This is a genomic window from Pelagimonas varians (genome assembly GCF_003208435.1).
Lineage (GTDB): Bacteria > Pseudomonadota > Alphaproteobacteria > Rhodobacterales > Rhodobacteraceae > Pelagimonas > Pelagimonas varians.
The window spans coordinates 120330-137481 of sequence record NZ_QKMF01000001.1 but is presented as its reverse complement, the minus strand read 5'-3'; the positions used below and the strand labels follow the sequence as shown (position 1 = coordinate 137481).

General features: G+C 57.4%; 14 protein-coding genes. 3 read left to right on the top strand and 11 right to left on the bottom strand.

Annotation, left to right across the window (positions count from 1 at the left end):
* Positions 1–79: 79 nt before the first annotated feature.
* The 5 genes from C8N36_RS00645 to C8N36_RS00625 are packed head-to-tail and all read right to left on the bottom strand — an operon-like array spanning position 80 to position 3832.
* Complete coding sequence (locus C8N36_RS00645; protein ID WP_170125761.1) at positions 80–1261, bottom strand: NAD(P)/FAD-dependent oxidoreductase; 1182 nt, start codon at positions 1259–1261, stop codon at positions 80–82.
* 41 nt (positions 1262–1302) lie between these two features.
* Positions 1303–2127 (bottom strand): ATP-binding protein, encoded by an 825-nt coding sequence (locus C8N36_RS00640; protein WP_097803010.1) that lies wholly within the window; start codon positions 2125–2127, stop codon positions 1303–1305.
* 20 nt (positions 2128–2147) lie between these two features.
* Positions 2148–3116, bottom strand: a complete 969-nt coding sequence (gene tatC / locus C8N36_RS00635; RefSeq protein ID WP_097802875.1) for a twin-arginine translocase subunit TatC — start codon at positions 3114–3116, stop codon at positions 2148–2150.
* Entirely contained in the window at positions 3113–3610 is a 498-nt protein-coding gene (locus C8N36_RS00630; protein ID WP_097802876.1) for a Sec-independent protein translocase subunit TatA/TatB, read from the bottom strand. Before C8N36_RS00630 ends, tatC begins: the two co-directional genes overlap by 4 nt.
* A 3-nt stretch (positions 3611–3613) precedes the next feature.
* Positions 3614–3832 carry a twin-arginine translocase TatA/TatE family subunit gene (locus C8N36_RS00625; protein WP_097802877.1) on the bottom strand — a complete coding sequence of 73 codons (219 nt, stop codon included), beginning with the start codon at positions 3830–3832 and terminating at the stop codon, positions 3614–3616.
* A gap of 175 nt (positions 3833–4007) precedes the next feature.
* On the opposite strand from C8N36_RS00625, the gene C8N36_RS00620 reads away from it, so the two are divergent.
* Positions 4008–4676 carry a helix-turn-helix transcriptional regulator gene (locus C8N36_RS00620; RefSeq protein WP_097802878.1) on the top strand — a complete coding sequence of 223 codons (669 nt, stop codon included), beginning with the start codon at positions 4008–4010 and terminating at the stop codon, positions 4674–4676.
* A 93-nt stretch (positions 4677–4769) separates the two neighbouring features.
* Here C8N36_RS00620 and C8N36_RS00615 read toward each other — a convergent pair whose 3' ends face one another.
* The 4 genes from C8N36_RS00615 to C8N36_RS00600 form a co-directional block, all read right to left on the bottom strand.
* Positions 4770–5657 carry a fructose bisphosphate aldolase gene (locus C8N36_RS00615; protein ID WP_097802879.1) on the bottom strand — a complete coding sequence of 296 codons (888 nt, stop codon included), beginning with the start codon at positions 5655–5657 and terminating at the stop codon, positions 4770–4772.
* A 135-nt stretch (positions 5658–5792) separates the two neighbouring features.
* Positions 5793–7145, bottom strand: coding sequence for a cytochrome P450 (locus C8N36_RS00610; protein ID WP_097802880.1), 1353 nt, complete (start codon positions 7143–7145; stop codon positions 5793–5795).
* Positions 7142–8365, bottom strand: a complete 1224-nt coding sequence (locus C8N36_RS00605) for a hypothetical protein (protein WP_097802881.1) — start codon at positions 8363–8365, stop codon at positions 7142–7144. Before C8N36_RS00605 ends, C8N36_RS00610 begins: the two co-directional genes overlap by 4 nt.
* Before the next feature lie 93 nt (positions 8366–8458).
* Positions 8459–9208, bottom strand: a complete 750-nt coding sequence (locus C8N36_RS00600) for a cytochrome c biogenesis CcdA family protein (protein ID WP_097803011.1) — start codon at positions 9206–9208, stop codon at positions 8459–8461.
* 93 nt (positions 9209–9301) lie between these two features.
* Here C8N36_RS00600 and C8N36_RS00595 point away from each other — a divergent pair, with 93 nt between their 5' ends.
* The gene (locus C8N36_RS00595) at positions 9302–9523 is read left to right on the top strand and encodes a sulfurtransferase TusA family protein (protein ID WP_097802882.1); all 222 of its coding nucleotides are present in this window, start codon (positions 9302–9304) and stop codon (positions 9521–9523) included.
* 99 nt (positions 9524–9622) lie between these two features.
* On the opposite strand, the gene C8N36_RS00590 is transcribed toward C8N36_RS00595, so the two are convergent.
* Together C8N36_RS00590 and C8N36_RS00585 are read right to left on the bottom strand one after the other, a co-directional pair.
* Positions 9623–13009, bottom strand: a complete 3387-nt coding sequence (locus tag C8N36_RS00590; protein WP_097802883.1) for an Rne/Rng family ribonuclease — start codon at positions 13007–13009, stop codon at positions 9623–9625.
* 710 nt (positions 13010–13719) lie between these two features.
* Complete coding sequence (locus C8N36_RS00585; RefSeq protein ID WP_255253596.1) at positions 13720–14592, bottom strand: NAD(P)-dependent oxidoreductase; 873 nt, start codon at positions 14590–14592, stop codon at positions 13720–13722.
* A gap of 91 nt (positions 14593–14683) precedes the next feature.
* Between C8N36_RS00585 and C8N36_RS00580 the strand changes: the two genes are divergently transcribed.
* Positions 14684–17146, top strand: a complete 2463-nt coding sequence (locus C8N36_RS00580) for a penicillin acylase family protein (protein ID WP_097802885.1) — start codon at positions 14684–14686, stop codon at positions 17144–17146.
* The last annotated feature ends 6 nt before the right edge of the window (positions 17147–17152 follow it).

Sequence of the window (17152 nt, the reverse complement as noted above, 5' to 3'; positions counted from 1 at the left end):
ATATATCGCAGATCATTGCGGTCTAAAAGTCGTTAGAATGGTTCCAAGCGTGCGCAGACGCACAATCCCAAGGGCCGTTTTACGAGAACCATGCGCAAACCCGCGCCTTTAGCTGTGCCCAAGCGGCAGACAGCATGCGGTTCAAGGGCAATTCACAACGGATAAGCGCTGCCAATTGACTTTCGGACATCCTTGCCACCCGTGCGATAGATTTGTCCCATTGCGCCACACCATAGCGCGAAATTTTTCGGTTTGCCCAAAAGCCAAACAAATATTGCAGCATAAACCGCTTTCGCCAGCGCCGTTGATACAGGGCCAGCGGCGCAGGGCTGCCCTGATCTTTGACGTCGCATAGGCGCTGCCCCAGATCACGGCCCATCTCTATCGCCAACCGGATGCCCTCGCCGACAGTTGGCGTCGCAATATTGGCGCTGTCCCCGACCCGGATCACCCGATCAAATACCAAACGCGGGTCATAGGGTTCGGACGGGATAATGCCCGCATTGACCGCAATACGCTTGCCCAGTCTTAACCCATAGCTGTCTAGAAACGCGGGGGTCAAAAGCGGTTCCATGATATCACGCGGCGAGATATCGGTGTCGGGCTGGATCACCCCGACACCGATGCGCAAATGATTGTTCGGGGCCGGAAAAATCCAGCCGTAGCCTTTGAGAACCGGTTGCCCGACAAACAACACGGCCCGGTTCATCGGGGCTTCTTCGATCTCGTATTCATATTCAATCCCGACACCGACCCGCTCGGCCCGCTTGCCCAGATCAAGGGCGCTGAGAACGGCGCGCGGTGTGCCTGAGGCGTCGATCAGGTATTTTGAACGCACTGTTCGCGTGCCTTCGCCCTTGAACCGCACTTGCGAAACCTGCGTATCACCCTTCACAACAGTTGAGAGGAACTTGGCCCCCGTACGGATGTCGGCCCCTGCTGCGTGGGCCAGATCGGCAAGCCATTGGTAGGTGCCGGTAATATCCAGCACCGCCATTTTGTGGCGTTGCATCTGATGCAAAGAGCGCTGGTTGTCAGACCGGATCTCGATCTCGTCGATGACTTGATACAGATGATCCGGCACGCCGAGCGTCTGAAGATCGGCCACCCAGCTGCCGCCAGAGGTCCGCACCGGTTTGCCAATTTCGGCGTCTTGATGCACCACAAGGCAGCTAAAATGCGTAGGCAGCTGTGCGGCGCAGGCCAAGCCAGCCGGCCCACCGCCAACAATCAAGACATCGCAGTCAAGCGATTGTTCCAAATCCAAATTCCCGTTCAATGGGGCAATGGGCACAGGGGGCCTTAATAAATGGAAACACCCTTGCGACCGGCCAGATCGGTAAAATATTGCCAAGCAACCCGCCCCGAGCGCGCCCCGCGTGTCGCCTGCCATTCAATCGCCTCGGCGCGCAGGTCATCGTCAGAAATCGTCACGCCATGCGCCGTACAATAGCCACGGATCATCGCCAAATATTCGTCTTGGCTGCACGGATGAAAGCCCAGCCAAAGGCCGAACCGATCGGACAGAGATACTTTTTCCTCAACCGCCTCAGACGGATTGATGGCCGAGCCACGCTCGTTTTCGATCATGTCACGCGGCATCAAGTGACGTCGGTTCGACGTCGCATAAAGCACAACATTGTCGGGCCGTCCGGCCACACCGCCATCCAGCACAGCCTTGAGGCTTTTGTAATGCTGATCGTCATGGCTAAAACTAAGATCGTCACAAAACAGCACAAAGCAAAACGGAGCCCCACGCAAAATATCCATCAAGCGGGCCACAGTCGGCAGGTCTTCGCGCTGTAATTCAACCAGCTTCAGATCCAGGCCTTCGGCTTGAACTTTGGCGTGGACCGCTTTGACAAGGCTGGATTTTCCCATCCCGCGCGCCCCCCACAAAAGGGCATTATTGGCGGGCAACCCACGGGCAAATTGCAACGTGTTGGCCAGCAGCGTATCGCGCGACCGGTCAACGCCCAAAAGCAAAGACAAATCCACACGGCTGACGTTAATAACCGGTTCCAGCCGCTCGGGACCAGTGTGCCAGACAAAAGCCTCGGCGCTGAAATCGGGGGCTGCCAACGGCGCGGGAGACATACGCTCCAGCGCCGCGGCAATGCGTTCCATCGGATCATTCAGAGGATCGATCACTTCTTGTCCTCATCCTCTGAATTTTCATCAGCGTCAAATTCGGCAATCAAAGGGTCTTCTGCCTCTTCATCGTCGTCTTCGAACCACAAGCCCTGCTCACGCAGATTTTTTTCGCGCTTCTTTTCGACCATACGAACCAAGAAAATCGAGATCTCATAGAGTCCGTAAACCACTGTGAACAAAATCAGCTGTGTCACAACATCTGGCGGTGTCACCAGTGCGGCCAGAACCAAAATGCCCAGCATCGCATATTTACGCACACTGCCAAGCCCGTCGGCACTGACCAACCCGGCCTTGCCCATCAAAGTCAACAAGACAGGCAGCTGGAAACACAGGCCAAAGGCCATGATAAATTTCAGCGTGATATCAAGGCTTTCGTTGACCTTGCCAAAGAAGGTCACCTTGATGCCCTCTTCCGTCGGCGGTGTCACAACCGCGTCAGCGGGCAAATCCGGTGCAGAAGCGGCCAGAAGGTTCAAGATCGAGCTGACATCAGCAAAGCCAAGGAAAAACGCCATAGCCAGCGGTGTCACCACGAAATGCGCAAAGCTAGCCCCAAGCATGAACATCGCCGGTGAGGCGATGATAAAGGGCAAAAACGCATTCTTTTCAGTCTTGTACAACCCCGGTGCCACAAAGCGCCAAAGCTGGTGCGCAATGACCGGAAAGGCCATCCCAAAGCCAAACACCATAGAAATGCGGAACAACGTGAACAGATATTCCTGCGGCGATGTGTACTGCAACGTCGGAGACGGATCGCCCAACGTTCGCAAAGTATCTTCAATCGGCTTCAACAGGAATTCGAGGATATGACCCGCGATGAATTCGCCGTTGATCGGAATAAAACAGATCGAAATCCCAATCACAAAAGCGATCACGGCCCGGATCAGCCGCGTGCGCAGCTCGGCCAGATGTTCGATCAATGGGGCAGCGCTGTCTTCGATATCGTTTTCAGTCGCGCTCATGCGTTCCCCCCATCGCCGCCAGCGTCGCCGCCTGCATCAGGCCCGCCGTCGCTGGCCGGGCTGTCATCGCGCGTCAGTGATTGTTCCAGCTCTTCGGCCTTTTTACTGGCCTCTTCGGCTTCGCGCACCTTGCGTTTGGCGGCCACACGCGCAGCATTGGCCTCGATCTTTTTCTTGGCCTCTTCGCGCTCTTTGGACAATTTGCCGGTGTTGCTGTCGGGGTCGATTCCGCTCATGGATTTGGCAGCATCTTTGACGCCATCCATGGCTGTGCCCACAGGATCAGTGGCCGCTTTGAACGATTTGGCGACGTCGCCAACACCGGTGGTTTCAGCAGCGTCATTCATGGCGCGGCTAAACTCGCGCGCCATTCCGCGCGCCTTGCCCACATACTGGCCGACATTTCGAAACAACCCCGGCAAATCTTTGGGACCCACGACAATCAGCGCGACAGCCCCAACGACCAGCAACTCTCCCATGGAGAAGTCAAACATGGCTTAAACCTTGTCTTTTTCGTCCGCTGGGGTCACGTCGACGGCCTCATCAGCGGCGGTGTCTTCGATCTCTTTTTTGCCTTCATCCACGCCCTTTTTGAACGCTGTGATGCCTTTGCCCACTTCGCCCATCAGCGACGAGATTTTGCCGCGGCCAAACAGAACCAGTACAACAACTGCAATCAGCAAAAGGCCCGGAAGGCCGATATTTCCAATACCCATTGGGTTTCTCCTTAACGCGAAGGGGCATGTCGCCCCCTGATAAATGTTACTTATGGTATCTAATGCGCCTTTGTCCCCACGAAAAGCGCCAAAGCGACGCGTTGCATTGTCCAATTTGTCATGAGACTGTCAGTTGTCAGGATTTTGTCAGGAGCGACAGCAATATGGGGCAAAAATGAAGCGGTCGGACAGGCTATACGCCCTTATGCAACGGTTGCGTGACGGACAACTGCACACGGCAGAGGCGATGGCGCAGGATTTGGCGGTCTCGGTGCGCACGATCTACCGCGATATGGAGACATTGGCCGAATCCGGGGTGCCGGTCGAAGGCACCCGCGGATATGGCTACACCGTGCGCGCCGCCGTCACACTGCCGCCTCTGAACCTGACCGAAGGCGAATTGGAAGCGCTGCATCTGGCTTTGGCGACTCTTGCCGCATCGGGGCTGGAGGATTTCAGCGATGATGCCCGCAGCCTGTCGGGCAAGATCGACGCGGTGCTGCCCGAGGAATCAGGCCCGCCGCCTGCCCCCTTCGGATTTGCGACCGAAGGGTTTTCCGAGGCCGCGCGCGGCTTTGTGCACATGCCAGCCATTCGAGGGGCCATTCGCGCCCACCAACGGCTGCGGTTGGTGGCCGGCGAAGACACCCACGACGTGCGGCCGCTGCATCTCGATTATTGGGGGCGGGTTTGGTCTTGTGTGTGTTACAGCGATACCACCGGTGCATTCCTAAGCCTGCGGGTTGACCGGATCACCACATTGGTGCCGCTGCCGGGGTTATTTGTGGATGAACCGGGCAAAACCCTTGCAGATTACCGCAGCATACAAGCGGGCCAACGTTAACCGGTCTGCTTGACGCCAAGACAGAAAAAACCCCGCCGGACGCTGTCCGGCGGGGTTTTGTCAGGTTTTCACCCTCTGCTTGGCCAAAAAACCTTAGGCAGAGGCGTTGAAAATCTTTGTAATGTTGCTTCCCAATGCGTCATTAAACTCGGATTCGCTTTGCTGTTTTGACAGGCCTTCTGTCAACGCGCGGCTAAACGAGGCAATCATTTTGGGTTGGCGCGACAGACGATCACAAGCCTCATCCGTTGAATAGCCACCCGAAAGGGCCACAACCCGCAACACGCGCGGATGATCCGCAAGCGAGTCGTATAGACCGTCCTGGGTTGGGATAGTCAGCTTGAGCATAACAGTCTGGTCATCCGCCAGTGCATCCAGTTGCGCCGCGATTTCGGCTTTCAGAATGTCTTCGGCTTCTGCCTTAGTGGCTGAATGAATGTCGACTTCGGGTTCGATGATCGGAACCAGTCCAGCGGCAACCACTTCTTTGCCCAGCTCGAACTGCTGCGCAACAACCGCTTTGATGCCGTCTGCATTGGCTTCATAGATAACCGAGCGTTCCTTGGTACCAAATACACCAAAGCCTTTGGCATCTGCCAAAGTTGCGGCCAGACCATCAATAGGCTTCATCAACTGAACGCCATTGGCTTTGTCTTCTAGACCTTTGTCGATCTTCAAGAAGGGCACAATACCGCGATCTTCCCACAGCGCCTGCGCCGTTGGCTTGCCGTTGACTTCGCCGCGCATCGTGCGTTCGAACAAGATCGCACCGATGACTTTTTCGCTGGTGAAATCAAGGGCCAGAATGATCCGCGACCGCATGGCGTGGATTTCGCCAAACATCGCCTCATCGCCGTCATACATGTCTTCGGTGACACCATAAAGACGCAGGGCCTTGGGGGTTGAGCCGCCCGATTGGTCAAGCGCCGCAATAAAGCCCTTGCCCGATGCCATCTGCTGGGTTTGCTTTTCAAATGCCATGTCTGATCCTCGTTGGAAAACGTATTTACGCCTTCCTTAAACGAGCCTTGCCGTGCTGGGTAGAGCACCCTGAGTGGTTTAGCGCTAACGAAATGGTATACCAATTTTATTCGGTCACTGAATTAAAACCGGCGATCACCGATTGGTCACTTTGAGCCAAATTCCGTCGCGGGCGCGTACGGTTAGATGCGCTTCGGGCACCGGAATCCGGCCTTCCACTGGCGCAACTTCTAAATCCCGCAGCAGCAAGGACAGTAAAAGAACGCCTTCGACCATGGCAAAGCCCGCCCCCGTACAGACCCGCGCGCCCGCCGAAAACGGGATATAGGCATCGCGCGCGCACTGCCTGCCATTCTCGGTTTGCCACCGGCCCGGATCAAAGTCGTCCGGCCTGTCCCAGATCCGTTCATGCCGGTGCAAATGCCATGGGCTCAGAACAATCTGCGCACCTTTGGGCACGTCGCGGTTTCGAAATGTTTCGGGGCAACTGGCTTCGCGCACCATCATCGGAACCGGCGGGTATAGCCGCAGCGTTTCGCGAAACACATCACGGCTAACTCGCAGCTTGCTGACCTCCGAAAAAGTGCCGCTTAGGCCTGTGTCTTGTGCTTCTTGCGCCAGCTTGTCTTGCCAGTCAGGGAACAGCGCCATCAGATACAGCCCCCAGCCAAGGGCGCTGGCGCTGGTCTCATGTCCGGCAAGAAAGAAGATCGCCACTTGATCGACCATTTCTTCACTCGAGAACGCCTCGCCCGTTTCGGGGTCTTTGGTGGTCATGATCTTGGTCGCCAGATCATCGGGCGCGGTGCCGGATTTGATTTCTTCCATACGGCGGTCTGTCAATTGCCGGATCAAACTGCGGATACGATTGGCCGCGGCCTTGGTATCCTTGCGAAAAAATCGCGGCATCCACGACGGGATCGGCAAAAACGCCGCTAGGTTCAATATCGGTTGGCTGCGTTGATAGGCGCGAAATTCGCGAAACACCGCTGCAGCCAAATCATCTTCTATCGGAATGGAAAACAAGGTGCGGAAAATCACATCTGCCGCCGCATGGCTGGCCAGCTCCTCAATCTCAACCACCTGCCCCGCTTGCGCCGCCAGACGCGATTGCGCCGCGACACTGGCCGCCCACATCGCAGGATAGGTATCGCGCAGCCGCCCACCTTCAAATGCCGGATCAATGATGCGCCGCTGTCGCTCCCATGTCGCGCCATTGGTCAAAAAAACCGACTCTCCAAGCAGCGGTCGCAATCCTTCCGAGATACGGCTGGATTTGGGGAAATCCATGGGCCGGTCCTTCAGAACAGTCTTCACCAGTTCTGGCTGATTCATCAGGTAGGACCGGAAAAACGGGGTTTTAAATTCCGCCATCCACGCGCGGTAAAGCTTGGCGGGCTGCGCCGACAAAATATCTTGGCGAAACAGTTTCATATACCGCCACAGCGACGTCTTTTCACCGCGCGCTGCGGGTTTGGGCGGGATCATGGCTGTGTGCTCGTGTATTTGGAGACCGGCCAGTCTATCCGGCTACCCGACGGCGGCCTGCCTGCGTACCTGTCGCTTAGCAGGGTCGGACCAGCGGTGATTTGGAAATAATCATAGTCCAAAGGCGCATCAAAGGCGCACAGATACTGGAAATGCAGCCGAAAGAACTTCCATCGCAGTTCTTTCCAACGCGCAGGGCTGAGCGATTTGGTGAATTGCGCCGAAAACACCAAAGGCCAGCGTTTGTCCGCTGGCGCGACACCGGACACGGCCACCGGATCACAGAGCGCAAAGGCGCAGCCGTCGCCGGGCGCGGTCACATCAACCCAAGTCAGCGCCTCCTGGCTGGACAAGAATTGCAGGTCAGCCCGCAGCCGATACGCTCCGCGTAGAAAAGACACCATCGGCACCACCTGCCCGAGGCTGAGAAACGCCAGTTTCGGCCCGTCTTTGGGCACTTCACCTGCACGGATCATATCCGCCAGAATTGACACAGCCAAATGCGCGCCCGAGCTGTGCCCGACCACCAAAATCTCATCGCCATCGCCCTTGAGCGCCTCGGCAATCACCTTGCCGAACTCGCTCATGCGCTGTTCCAAATCAGGGGGATTTGCCCCGCGAAACTGCGCCGAATATGCGTAATCATGCATCAGATAATAGGCGAACAGTTTGCCGTCTTTGGCCTGAAACCACCGCAGCACAGCCCATGCAACTGCCCCGAAAACCGCCGCGCCAATCACGGTGGAAACGGGCCCCAGCCACGGGCGGCCAAGATCAACCAAGGCAAACCCCGCCCAGCCCAGCAAAACAGCTACCAGCAGTTGCAAGATCAGTGCGCCAATCGGGTAGAGCGCCGCTATCACCGGCCCTTTGCGCAGTTTCATCAACCGCCAGAGCGCGCCGGTGGCGATGTATTCCCACGCCGTGCGGACCAATTGCGCATAGGTCGCGGGGATGGTGTTCGACATGCTGCCGCGCACGATGTCGGACCATACCAGCACCTCGACGTCAGCTTGCACTGCCTGACCGCCCATTTCTGCATGAACGTGCCAGCCATAGGTGCCGCCGCCGGATTTGGGCTTCAGCCTCAAGTCATAGCCGGAAATTTGCGCCTGCGCCGCGCCCTCTTTGCGGTACAGCTCGCGGTAGCGGCGCGGATGAATGGGATCATATCCGGGAATATAAAACACCCGCCGCTTGGCAACGGTTTGCTGGACCATGACAAATCACCTCTCTTGAGGAAAACTCTACCCCGCCATTTCGGCAAGAGTAAGCCCACAATAAGACACATGATTTGATGGCAATATCAGCCGTTAGCCCAAGGTGGCCAGCGCCGGAAATGTCTCAAGCAGCCAAAAGGCCATCGCTGAAAAGGCACCAGTGATCAGCGCCAAACCAACGGCCACAAGCAAAAGCCCCATGACTTTCTCAATCAACCCCATGTGGCGTTTGATTTTGTTCATCAACCCCATAGCGCGGGTGAGAAAAATCGCCGCAAGCAAAAAGGGAATGCCCAAACCCGCAGCATAGACTGCAAGCAACAGCGTGCCGCGCGCCACCGATGCCTCTGACGCCGCCAAAGACAAGATCGCGCCCAGCTGTGGCCCGATGCAAGGTGTCCAGCCAAAGGCAAAGGCCAGACCCAGCACATAGGCCCCAAAGGCCGATCCGCCTGCCTCACCTGTTTCCATGCGTGCCTCGCGGTCCAGAAAGCCGATGCGGAATACGCCCAGAAAATGAAGACCGAAAATCACGACCACAACACCTGAAATCTGTGCCAAAAGCACCTGATTTTGCAAGAAAAACGACCCGATCCAACTGGCGGTAAAGCCCAGCAGGATGAACACGGTCGACAGGCCCATAACAAAGAACAAAGCCGCCATAATGATGCGGCCCCGGCCTTGGCCTTCGGTGACGTCACCCATACTCATCCCGGACATATAGGCCAGATAGGGCGGCACAATAGGCAGCACACAGGGGCTGAGAAAAGAGACAATTCCAGCCAGCAGCGCCACAAACATGGCGGGCAAAAGCGATGCGTCGATGATTTCGATTCCAAACATACTGCGGTCATAGGCTATCGCCGCCGCGCCGTCACGCGCACATCCGGTCACATCCTCGTGGACGTCGGTGCGGATTGCGATTATCTCACACCCATGACCCATGAACTTGATGCCATCGGGCTGCTATGCCCCCTCCCCGTTCTCAAAGCGCGCAAACGTATGCAGGCGCTCAATATCGGGGATGTGTTGATTGTGCGCACCGACGATCCTGCCGCAGTGATCGACATGCCCCATTATTGCCATGAGGCCGGACATGCGCTGGTCGATCAATCCGAAGACGGCGCGGTGATGATCTGGACATTGCGCAAAGCCTAACACGGACTGCGGATTTGGCCTCGCTCGCCCCACAGAACAATTAATAACGCAGAGAATCAAAAACCCCGGCGCGATGGCCGGGGTTTTTCTTGTTTTGGCTTAACTGCCTAAGGACCACCAACCACGTCGCTTGGGCTTGTCGCTGTCAGGGGCCGTTTCCGGCTCTGGCGTGGCGGTTTCTGCAGCTTCGGGGGCCGCAACGGCAGCTGCTGGCTCCTCAGCCACCAAGGTTTCACCGTTGACCGGCGCGTCCACTGCCACGCCAACGGATGCAATCACATCCGACGCTTTGCGGCGCGTGCGGGCCCGTTTCGGTTTGGTCTCTTCAGCAACAGCCTCTGCGGGCTGCTCGGCAGGAGCAGCGGCAGATTCTTCAGGAGCCGCATCAACCGCAGGCTCAGGTGCCGGAGTTTCGGCAACCGGAGCTGCTTGCTCTGCGGCATCAGGCTTGGCTTCCACCGCAGTTGCCTCAACAACCGCGACCTCGGCAGCAGGCGCTTCAACCACAGGCGTTTCAGCTACAGGAGCTTCAACAACGGGCGCTTCAACAACGGGCGCATCTGCAATCGCTGTATCCGCAACAGGCGCGGCTGTATCCGCAGGTGCTGCTTCAGCCGGAGCCGCATCAACAGGCGTCGCTTCTGCTGTTGGTGTTTCAACACCCTCTGCTGCTGCATCGGCTGGCTTTTTGCGCGACCGGGACCGGCGCGACCGGCGCTTTTTAGGCTTTTCTTCTCCGTCAACCGTTTCAGCAGGCGCTTCTGGCGCATCCGAACTTGTCTCGGCTTTCGCTTCACCTGCTTTTTCGGCAGCACCCTCTACTTTGTCAGCCTCAACCCCTTCGGTGCCCTCTTCACGGGATTTGGAAGGTTTGCGACGCCGGCGACGACGGCGCTTTTTCGGCTGGCCATCTTCGCCAGTTTCAACCGCTTCCGGTTTTTCCTTGGCTTCTTGGGGCTCCTCGACGATTTCCGCCTCTTCGATCTCGACCTCTTCGGCCTCGGTCTCTTCGTCAATCAAATCCATCAAAGAGGTGTCCACCGACACCACAGGTGCTGCGGCCACAGGCACAACCCGTGTCGCGGTCTTGAACTTTTCGACAGTAAAGTCGGGCGCAACCAAATGCGGATCACCTTCGATGCGCACCGACATGCCATAACGCGACTCGATCTGGGCGATGTGTTCGCGTTTCTGGTTCATCAAATAGTTCGCAATCGAGACCGGACACTTCACCAGAACCTCACGAGACCGGCGGCGCACGCCTTCCTCTTCGATCTGGCGCAGAACCTGCAAAGCCATGTTGTCATCCGACCGGATCAAACCGGTGCCATGACAGGCGGGGCAAGGCTGCGTGGTTGCCTCGATCATACCGGGGCGCAGACGCTGACGTGACATTTCCATCAGGCCAAAGCCCGAAATGCGGCCGACTTGGATGCGGGCACGGTCTGTTTTCAGCTTGTCCTTGATGCGTTTTTCAACGGCGGCGTTGTTCTTACGCTCATCCATATCGATAAAGTCGATGACGATCAGACCGGCAAGGTCGCGCAACCGCAGCTGGCGTGCAACTTCTTCGGCAGCTTCAAGGTTGGTCTTGGTCGCGGTGTCCTCGATTGACCCTTCGCGGGTTGAGCGGCCCGAGTTCACATCAATCGCAACCAGCGCTTCGGTGATGCCAATCACGATGTAGCCACCGGATTTCAGCTGAACAGTGGGGTTAAACATCCCCCCCAGATAGCTTTCGACCTGATAGCGCGCAAACAGCGGAATCGATTCATTGTAGTTTTTCACGTTTTTAGCGTGGGACGGCATGATCATCTTCATGAAGTCCTTGGCAATGCGGTAGCCGCGCTCGCCTTCTACAAACACTTCGTCAATCTCGCGGTTATAAAGATCGCGGATCGAGCGTTTGATCAGATCGCCCTCTTCGTAGATTTTCGCAGGGGCCGAGGATTTCAACGTCAACTCGCGGATCTGCTCCCACAGACGCTGCAAATACTCATAGTCGCGCTTGATTTCGGTTTTGGTGCGTTTGGCACCGGCTGTCCGAATGATGAGACCCGCACCGGTTGGAACGTCGATCTCATTAGCGATCGACTTCAACTTTGAGCGGTCCACAGCGTTGGTGATTTTGCGGCTGATTCCGCCACCGCGCGCGGTGTTGGGCATCAAGACACAATAACGACCGGCCAGAGACAGGTAAGTGGTCAAAGCAGCGCCTTTGTTGCCGCGCTCTTCTTTGACGACCTGCACCAACATGATCTGACGAACTTTGATGACTTCCTGGATTTTATACCGGCGCGGGCGAGGTTTACGGCGCGGACGGATGTCTTCTTCGCTGTCATCATCGGCCACGGATTCGATTGAAGAATCGCGCTCGGATGCTTTGGCCTTTTGGGCCGGTGCCTCTGGGGTTTCGGTGTCATCCTGAGCGTCAACGGCAACGTCTTCGACAACTGGCGCTGCCGCTTCTTCAACAACTGGCGCTGCCGCATCTTCAGCAACTGGCGCTGCCGCTTCTTCAACAACCGGCGCTGCCGCTTCTTCAACAACTGGCGCTGCCGCATCTTCAGCAACTGGCGCTGCCGCTTCTTCGGCAACCGGCGCTGCCGCTTCGTCCGGCGCATCAGTCACTTCGGATGGATCCGCGCTGACGACAACAGGTTTGTCTTCGGAATCAGCAGCCATAGGACGCTGTGGTTTCTCGGCCTCGGTCTCAACCTCGTCACTCACAGCAGGTACTTCTACGGCCTCTGCCGCAATGGTTTCTGCTTCACCGGCTTCCGCGGGAACGTCTTCGGCAGCGTCAGCCGCAGGAACGACCTCGGCCTCGGCACTTTCAACCACGTCAGCAGGCGCGGTCTCCGTTTCCGGCTGAACATCCTCTACAGAATCAATAGGTTCGGCGATCAACTGCTCGTGCACAGTTTCCATCGGCGACAGACCTTCGCCCGGCGCACCGGCTTCGCTATCGTCCCCGTCGTTCAAATCAATGGTTTCCATACCACTGATCTCACGCGGTGCATCAGGTGCCTTGTTGGGCGCAGCCGCATCGACCGCACCGTCAGCAGCTTTCACCTCAGGGGCCGTGTCGGGCTTGGCGTCGGCCTGCACATCGGCGGTTTTGGGTTTGCGACGTGTCCGGGTCCGCGACCGCTTTGGCTTGTCGCGTTCATCATCCTCTTCCGCTGCCGCAGCAGCCAAAGCGGCCTCTTCTTCCATCAAGGCCTTACGATCCGCGATCGGGATCTGATAGTAATCGGGGTGAATTTCCGAAAAGGCCAAAAAGCCGTGGCGGTTTCCACCGTAATCCACAAAGGCAGCCTGCAACGACGGTTCAACCCGTGTCACCTTCGCCAAATAGATATTGCCAGCTAGCTGGCGCTTGTTTTCTGATTCAAAGTCGAATTCCTCAACCTTGTTTCCGTCGACCACCACAACGCGGGTTTCTTCCGCATGGGTGGCATCGATGAGCATTTTCTTAGCCATGTTATCCGTTTGCACGCGGCCGATCCCCTGTCCAACACGGACCGAACAGAGGGGGGAATCCCCGTGATCATTCCAGGTGGTGCAGAAGTGCGGTAGGCGTGGCTTGTAAGGGCGAGCATAGGCGCGCGGGCATGGCGGGGCGAATGCGCCCCGTCCTGATGCCTCATGTGTGTCGCGCGCTTCATCGCGTTTCTTCTCCGACGCTCATCCCACCAAGTGCGGTGGGCGGCGCCCGTTCGAGGCCCGTCGCATGTCGCGGTCCGGGCACAGTAAATTGGCCTTTCGGCCCAATCGGCCTGTTTTTGGGTCAGCTAGATACTGATCAAGGTCCAAAAACAGCGAAACTCTCTGGCGGTGTAAAAAGTCACACGCACCTATTGTGTAACATAAAGGCACGTCTGTGGAAAAGACAATGGGCAAAATCGCATTCGCCCTGCATCACCTTGCTAAAATGGGTGTTTCCCCAAAGGCAGCCAAGCGTTGTTTCCAACAAGAGATAAACATCCAGTTAATCACTGCAAGTTGATCGCTTCGGCACCAGCTCGGGCAAATACAGCCGCAAAACCCGACCAGACTGCTTTGGCAGGGTAGGCCTGCAGCGCGCTCCCTTCCCCCGACTACGGGGGAAGGACAGGTTGGGGGCCGAGAAGAGAGAGCCTTGGACCAAAGGTCCAAGTCCGCTTAACAACGGCCCCCTTGAGGGCACATCATCACTTGTTCAACCGTTTGATCAGACTAGAGGTATCCCAACGCCCGCCGCCCATCTGTTGAACATCTTTGTAGAATTGATCGACCAACGCTGTGACAGGCAAAGACGCTCCGGTTTCATCAGCTGTGTCCAGACAAATCCCCAGATCCTTGCGCATCCAGTCCACCGCAAAGCCATGCTCGAACGCGCCGTCGATCATGGTTTCAAACCGGTTTACCATCTGCCAGCTGCCCGCAGCGCCGCCGCCGATAACCTCAACAACCTCGCGGCCATCCAGCCCGGCTTTTTCGGCAAAATGCAAGCCTTCGGACAAGCCCTGCACCAGACCGGCGATGCATATCTGGTTGACCATTTTGCACATCTGTCCCGCGCCGCTTTCGCCAAGGCGCTTGCACAGTTTGGCATAGCTCGCCATGACCGGCTCGGCACGATCATAAACAGCCGCTTCGCCGCCGCACATAATAACCAGCTGACCGTTTTCGGCCCCGGCTTGCCCGCCAGACACGGGTGCATCAACGAATTTCACGCCCAAATCGCCCGCAACCGCATTCAATTCGCGCGTCACCAGCGCCGACACAGTGGTGTGATCGACAAAAACCGCGCCCTGCGCCATTCCGGCAAAGGCCCCGTCATCGCCCAGACAAACGCCGCGCAGATCGTCATCATTGCCGACGCAGCTCATCACGAAATCTGCGCCCGCCGCTGCCTCGCGCGGGGTTGCGGCAGCTTCGCCGCCAAATTCCAAGGCCCAAGCCTCTGCCTTGGAGGCCGTCCGGTTATACACCGTGACCTCATGCCCGGCTTTCGCCAGATGTCCCGCCATCGGGTAGCCCATTACGCCCAGGCCCAAAAACGCCAATTTCGCCATTCTCAATCTCCCACTTCGTCCCCAGCCCTTGGCAAGTTGCCGCACACCAGTTAGGTCCAATCTCACTTTCAACTAACGTAAGGCGAGGACAAGGGAAATGGTGCTTGTGTTCCGGTGGCTGCTCCGTCTGTCAACTTTGGCTGTTGTTGCAGTGGTTTTGGGCGTTTTGGCCACGCAATATCTCGCCAAACGATCCTTGCCCGATTACGATAAAGAATTGCCCGTCTCTGGCATAACCGCCACGATCGAAATTATCCGCGATAACGCCGCAGTGCCGCATATTATGGCACTGTCCGACCGCGATGCCTTCTTTGGACTTGGCTATTCCCATGCCCAAGACCGCCTGTGGCAAATGACAGTTTTGCGCCGCACCGCGCAGGGCCGGTTGTCCGAGATCTTTGGCACCCGCACCTTGAAAACCGACACCTTGCTGCGCCGTCTCGATCTGTATCCGCTGGCCGTGCAATCGGTGCCGCACCAAAATGCAGCTACGCTTGATGCGCTTGAGGCCTATTCCGCCGGCGTCAACGCCCGCATTTCCGAGATCAACAGCAAAAGCCTTGGGCGCGGCGCGCCGGAATTGTTTGTGTTCAACGCCCCCATGGCACCGTGGCAACCCGCAGATTCCATCGCCATTATGAAGCTGATGTCCCTGCAATTGTCGGGCCATATTTCCGAAGAAGTGCTGCGGGCGCGCACTTCGCTCCTGCTCGACGATAATCAACGCCTGTCCGATATTTTGCCCGATATGCCGGGGATCGGGGTTGCGGCCCTGCCCGAGTACGCCAGCCTTGTGCCCGGTCCTTTGAACCGGTTGGCAGCCAATCAACCCGATGACACCTTCTTGCCAGCTGCCCCGCGCCGCGGTTTGGCCGGCGCGTCGAATGCCTTTGCCGCCGCCCCCGGACGCAGTGCCAGCCAAGGCACACTTTTGGCAAACGATCCGCACCTCGGCTTCACCGCACCTGCTTTTTGGTATCTCGCAAGGTTGGAACTGGCCGAAGGCGGCGTTATTGGCGGAACCGTTCCGGGTATCCCAACCATTGCCGTGGGACGGTCGGAAAAGCTCGCTTGGGGGGTTACGTCAAGCTATCTTGATGACCAAGACCTGTTCATCGAAGAAATCAATCCTGACAATACCGAAGAATACCGCACACCGGACGGTTTCAAACCGTTTGTCACCCGCAAATCGATCATCAATATCAAAGACGCCGCGCCGATTACGCTGACCCTGCGCTGGACAGACAACGGCCCCGTGCTGCCGCGCTCAACCTATGATCTTGAGGCGGTGACCCCGCCGGGACATGTCGTCGCCCTGTCTTGGACAGCGCTGTCCCCCAAAGACACCTCTATGTCGGCAGCCATTGGCCTGATGACCGCAACATCCGTCGAAGACGCCATTGATCTGTCGCGCATCCATATTGCACCGTCGCAGAACCTGACTTTGATTGACGGTTCGAACGTCGCGATGAAACTGGTCGGCGCCATGCCGCGCCGCAGCCCAAATCACCAAAGCCAAGGCCGCATGCCCTCCCCCGGTTGGGTCGCGGACAACCGCTGGCAAGGCACCCTGCCCTATTCCTCCAACCCTGAATTTCTGGCCCCCGAAGGCGGCATCGTTGGCAACACCAACAACAAAACCGTCGACCGGTCCTTTCCCAATCACGTCAGTTTTGACTGGGGGGACAGCCAGCGGGTGCAGCGGTGGCAGGGCTTGATGCAGGGCCGCAAAGTCCACACCCGCGACAGTTTCATCGAAGCCCAGCTCGATACCGTTTCCGTCACCGCCCGCAGCCTGTTGCCGCTGATGGGCCGCGATTTATGGTACACCGGCGAAGCGGCCGCGGCAGGCACACCGGAACGGCTGCGCCAACGCGCGCTGGATCTGCTGGCCAATTGGAACGGTGAGATGAACGAATATCTGCCCGAACCGCTGATTTATGCGGCGTGGATTCGCGCGTTGCAAGAACGTCTGATCCGCGACGACCTTGGGACGTTGGCCGATAAATACACCCATGTAGAGCCTTTGTTCATCGAACGGGTGTTTCGCAATGTCGGCGGTGCGTCCAAGTGGTGCGACGTTATCCGGTCGGTCAAGATCGAATCTTGCGCTGACATCTCTCGCCTTGCGCTGGACGATGCGCTGATCTGGATTGAGGAAAACCACGGCTCCGCTCTCGAAAGCCTGCGCTGGGGCACTGCCCATGAAGCCACACACAAACACACGGTTTTGGGCGATGTGCCAATTCTACGGTCCTTTGTGAATATCACCCAATCCACATCGGGCGGCGACAACACGTTGATGCGCGGGCGCACCTCGGGTATCGGGCCGACGCCCTTTTCCAATGTGCATGGCGCAGCCTATCGCGGCGTCTATGACTTTGCCGACCCCGACAGCTCGGTGTTTGTGATTTCGACCGGCCAATCCGGGCATTTCTTGTCGCGCCACTATGATGATCTTGGTCAGCTTTGGCGGCGCGGAGAGTATATTCCGATGTCGCTGGATGTTGATTTGGCACGGGCTGCCTCGGTTGGGATCACCAAACTAACCAAACCATGAGCCGCT

Excerpts from the sequence above, each read along its gene's own strand:
- C8N36_RS00640 (WP_097803010.1), bottom strand. The coding sequence starts at position 2,127 with ATGGAACGCATTGCCGCGGCGCTGGAGCGTATGTCTCCCGCGCCGTTG.
- tatC (WP_097802875.1), bottom strand. The coding sequence starts at position 3,116 with ATGAGCGCGACTGAAAACGATATCGAAGACAGCGCTGCCCCATTGATC.
- C8N36_RS00630 (WP_097802876.1), bottom strand. The coding sequence starts at position 3,610 with ATGTTTGACTTCTCCATGGGAGAGTTGCTGGTCGTTGGGGCTGTCGCG.
- C8N36_RS00625 (WP_097802877.1), bottom strand. The coding sequence starts at position 3,832 with ATGGGTATTGGAAATATCGGCCTTCCGGGCCTTTTGCTGATTGCAGTT.
- C8N36_RS00620 (WP_097802878.1), top strand. The coding sequence starts at position 4,008 with ATGAAGCGGTCGGACAGGCTATACGCCCTTATGCAACGGTTGCGTGAC.
- C8N36_RS00615 (WP_097802879.1), bottom strand. The coding sequence starts at position 5,657 with ATGGCATTTGAAAAGCAAACCCAGCAGATGGCATCGGGCAAGGGCTTT.
- C8N36_RS00610 (WP_097802880.1), bottom strand. The coding sequence starts at position 7,145 with ATGATCCCGCCCAAACCCGCAGCGCGCGGTGAAAAGACGTCGCTGTGG.
- C8N36_RS00605 (WP_097802881.1), bottom strand. The coding sequence starts at position 8,365 with ATGGTCCAGCAAACCGTTGCCAAGCGGCGGGTGTTTTATATTCCCGGA.
- C8N36_RS00600 (WP_097803011.1), bottom strand. The coding sequence starts at position 9,208 with ATGTTTGGAATCGAAATCATCGACGCATCGCTTTTGCCCGCCATGTTT.
- C8N36_RS00595 (WP_097802882.1), top strand. The coding sequence starts at position 9,302 with ATGACCCATGAACTTGATGCCATCGGGCTGCTATGCCCCCTCCCCGTT.
- C8N36_RS00590 (WP_097802883.1), bottom strand. The coding sequence starts at position 13,009 with ATGGCTAAGAAAATGCTCATCGATGCCACCCATGCGGAAGAAACCCGC.
- C8N36_RS00580 (WP_097802885.1), top strand. The coding sequence starts at position 14,684 with ATGGTGCTTGTGTTCCGGTGGCTGCTCCGTCTGTCAACTTTGGCTGTT.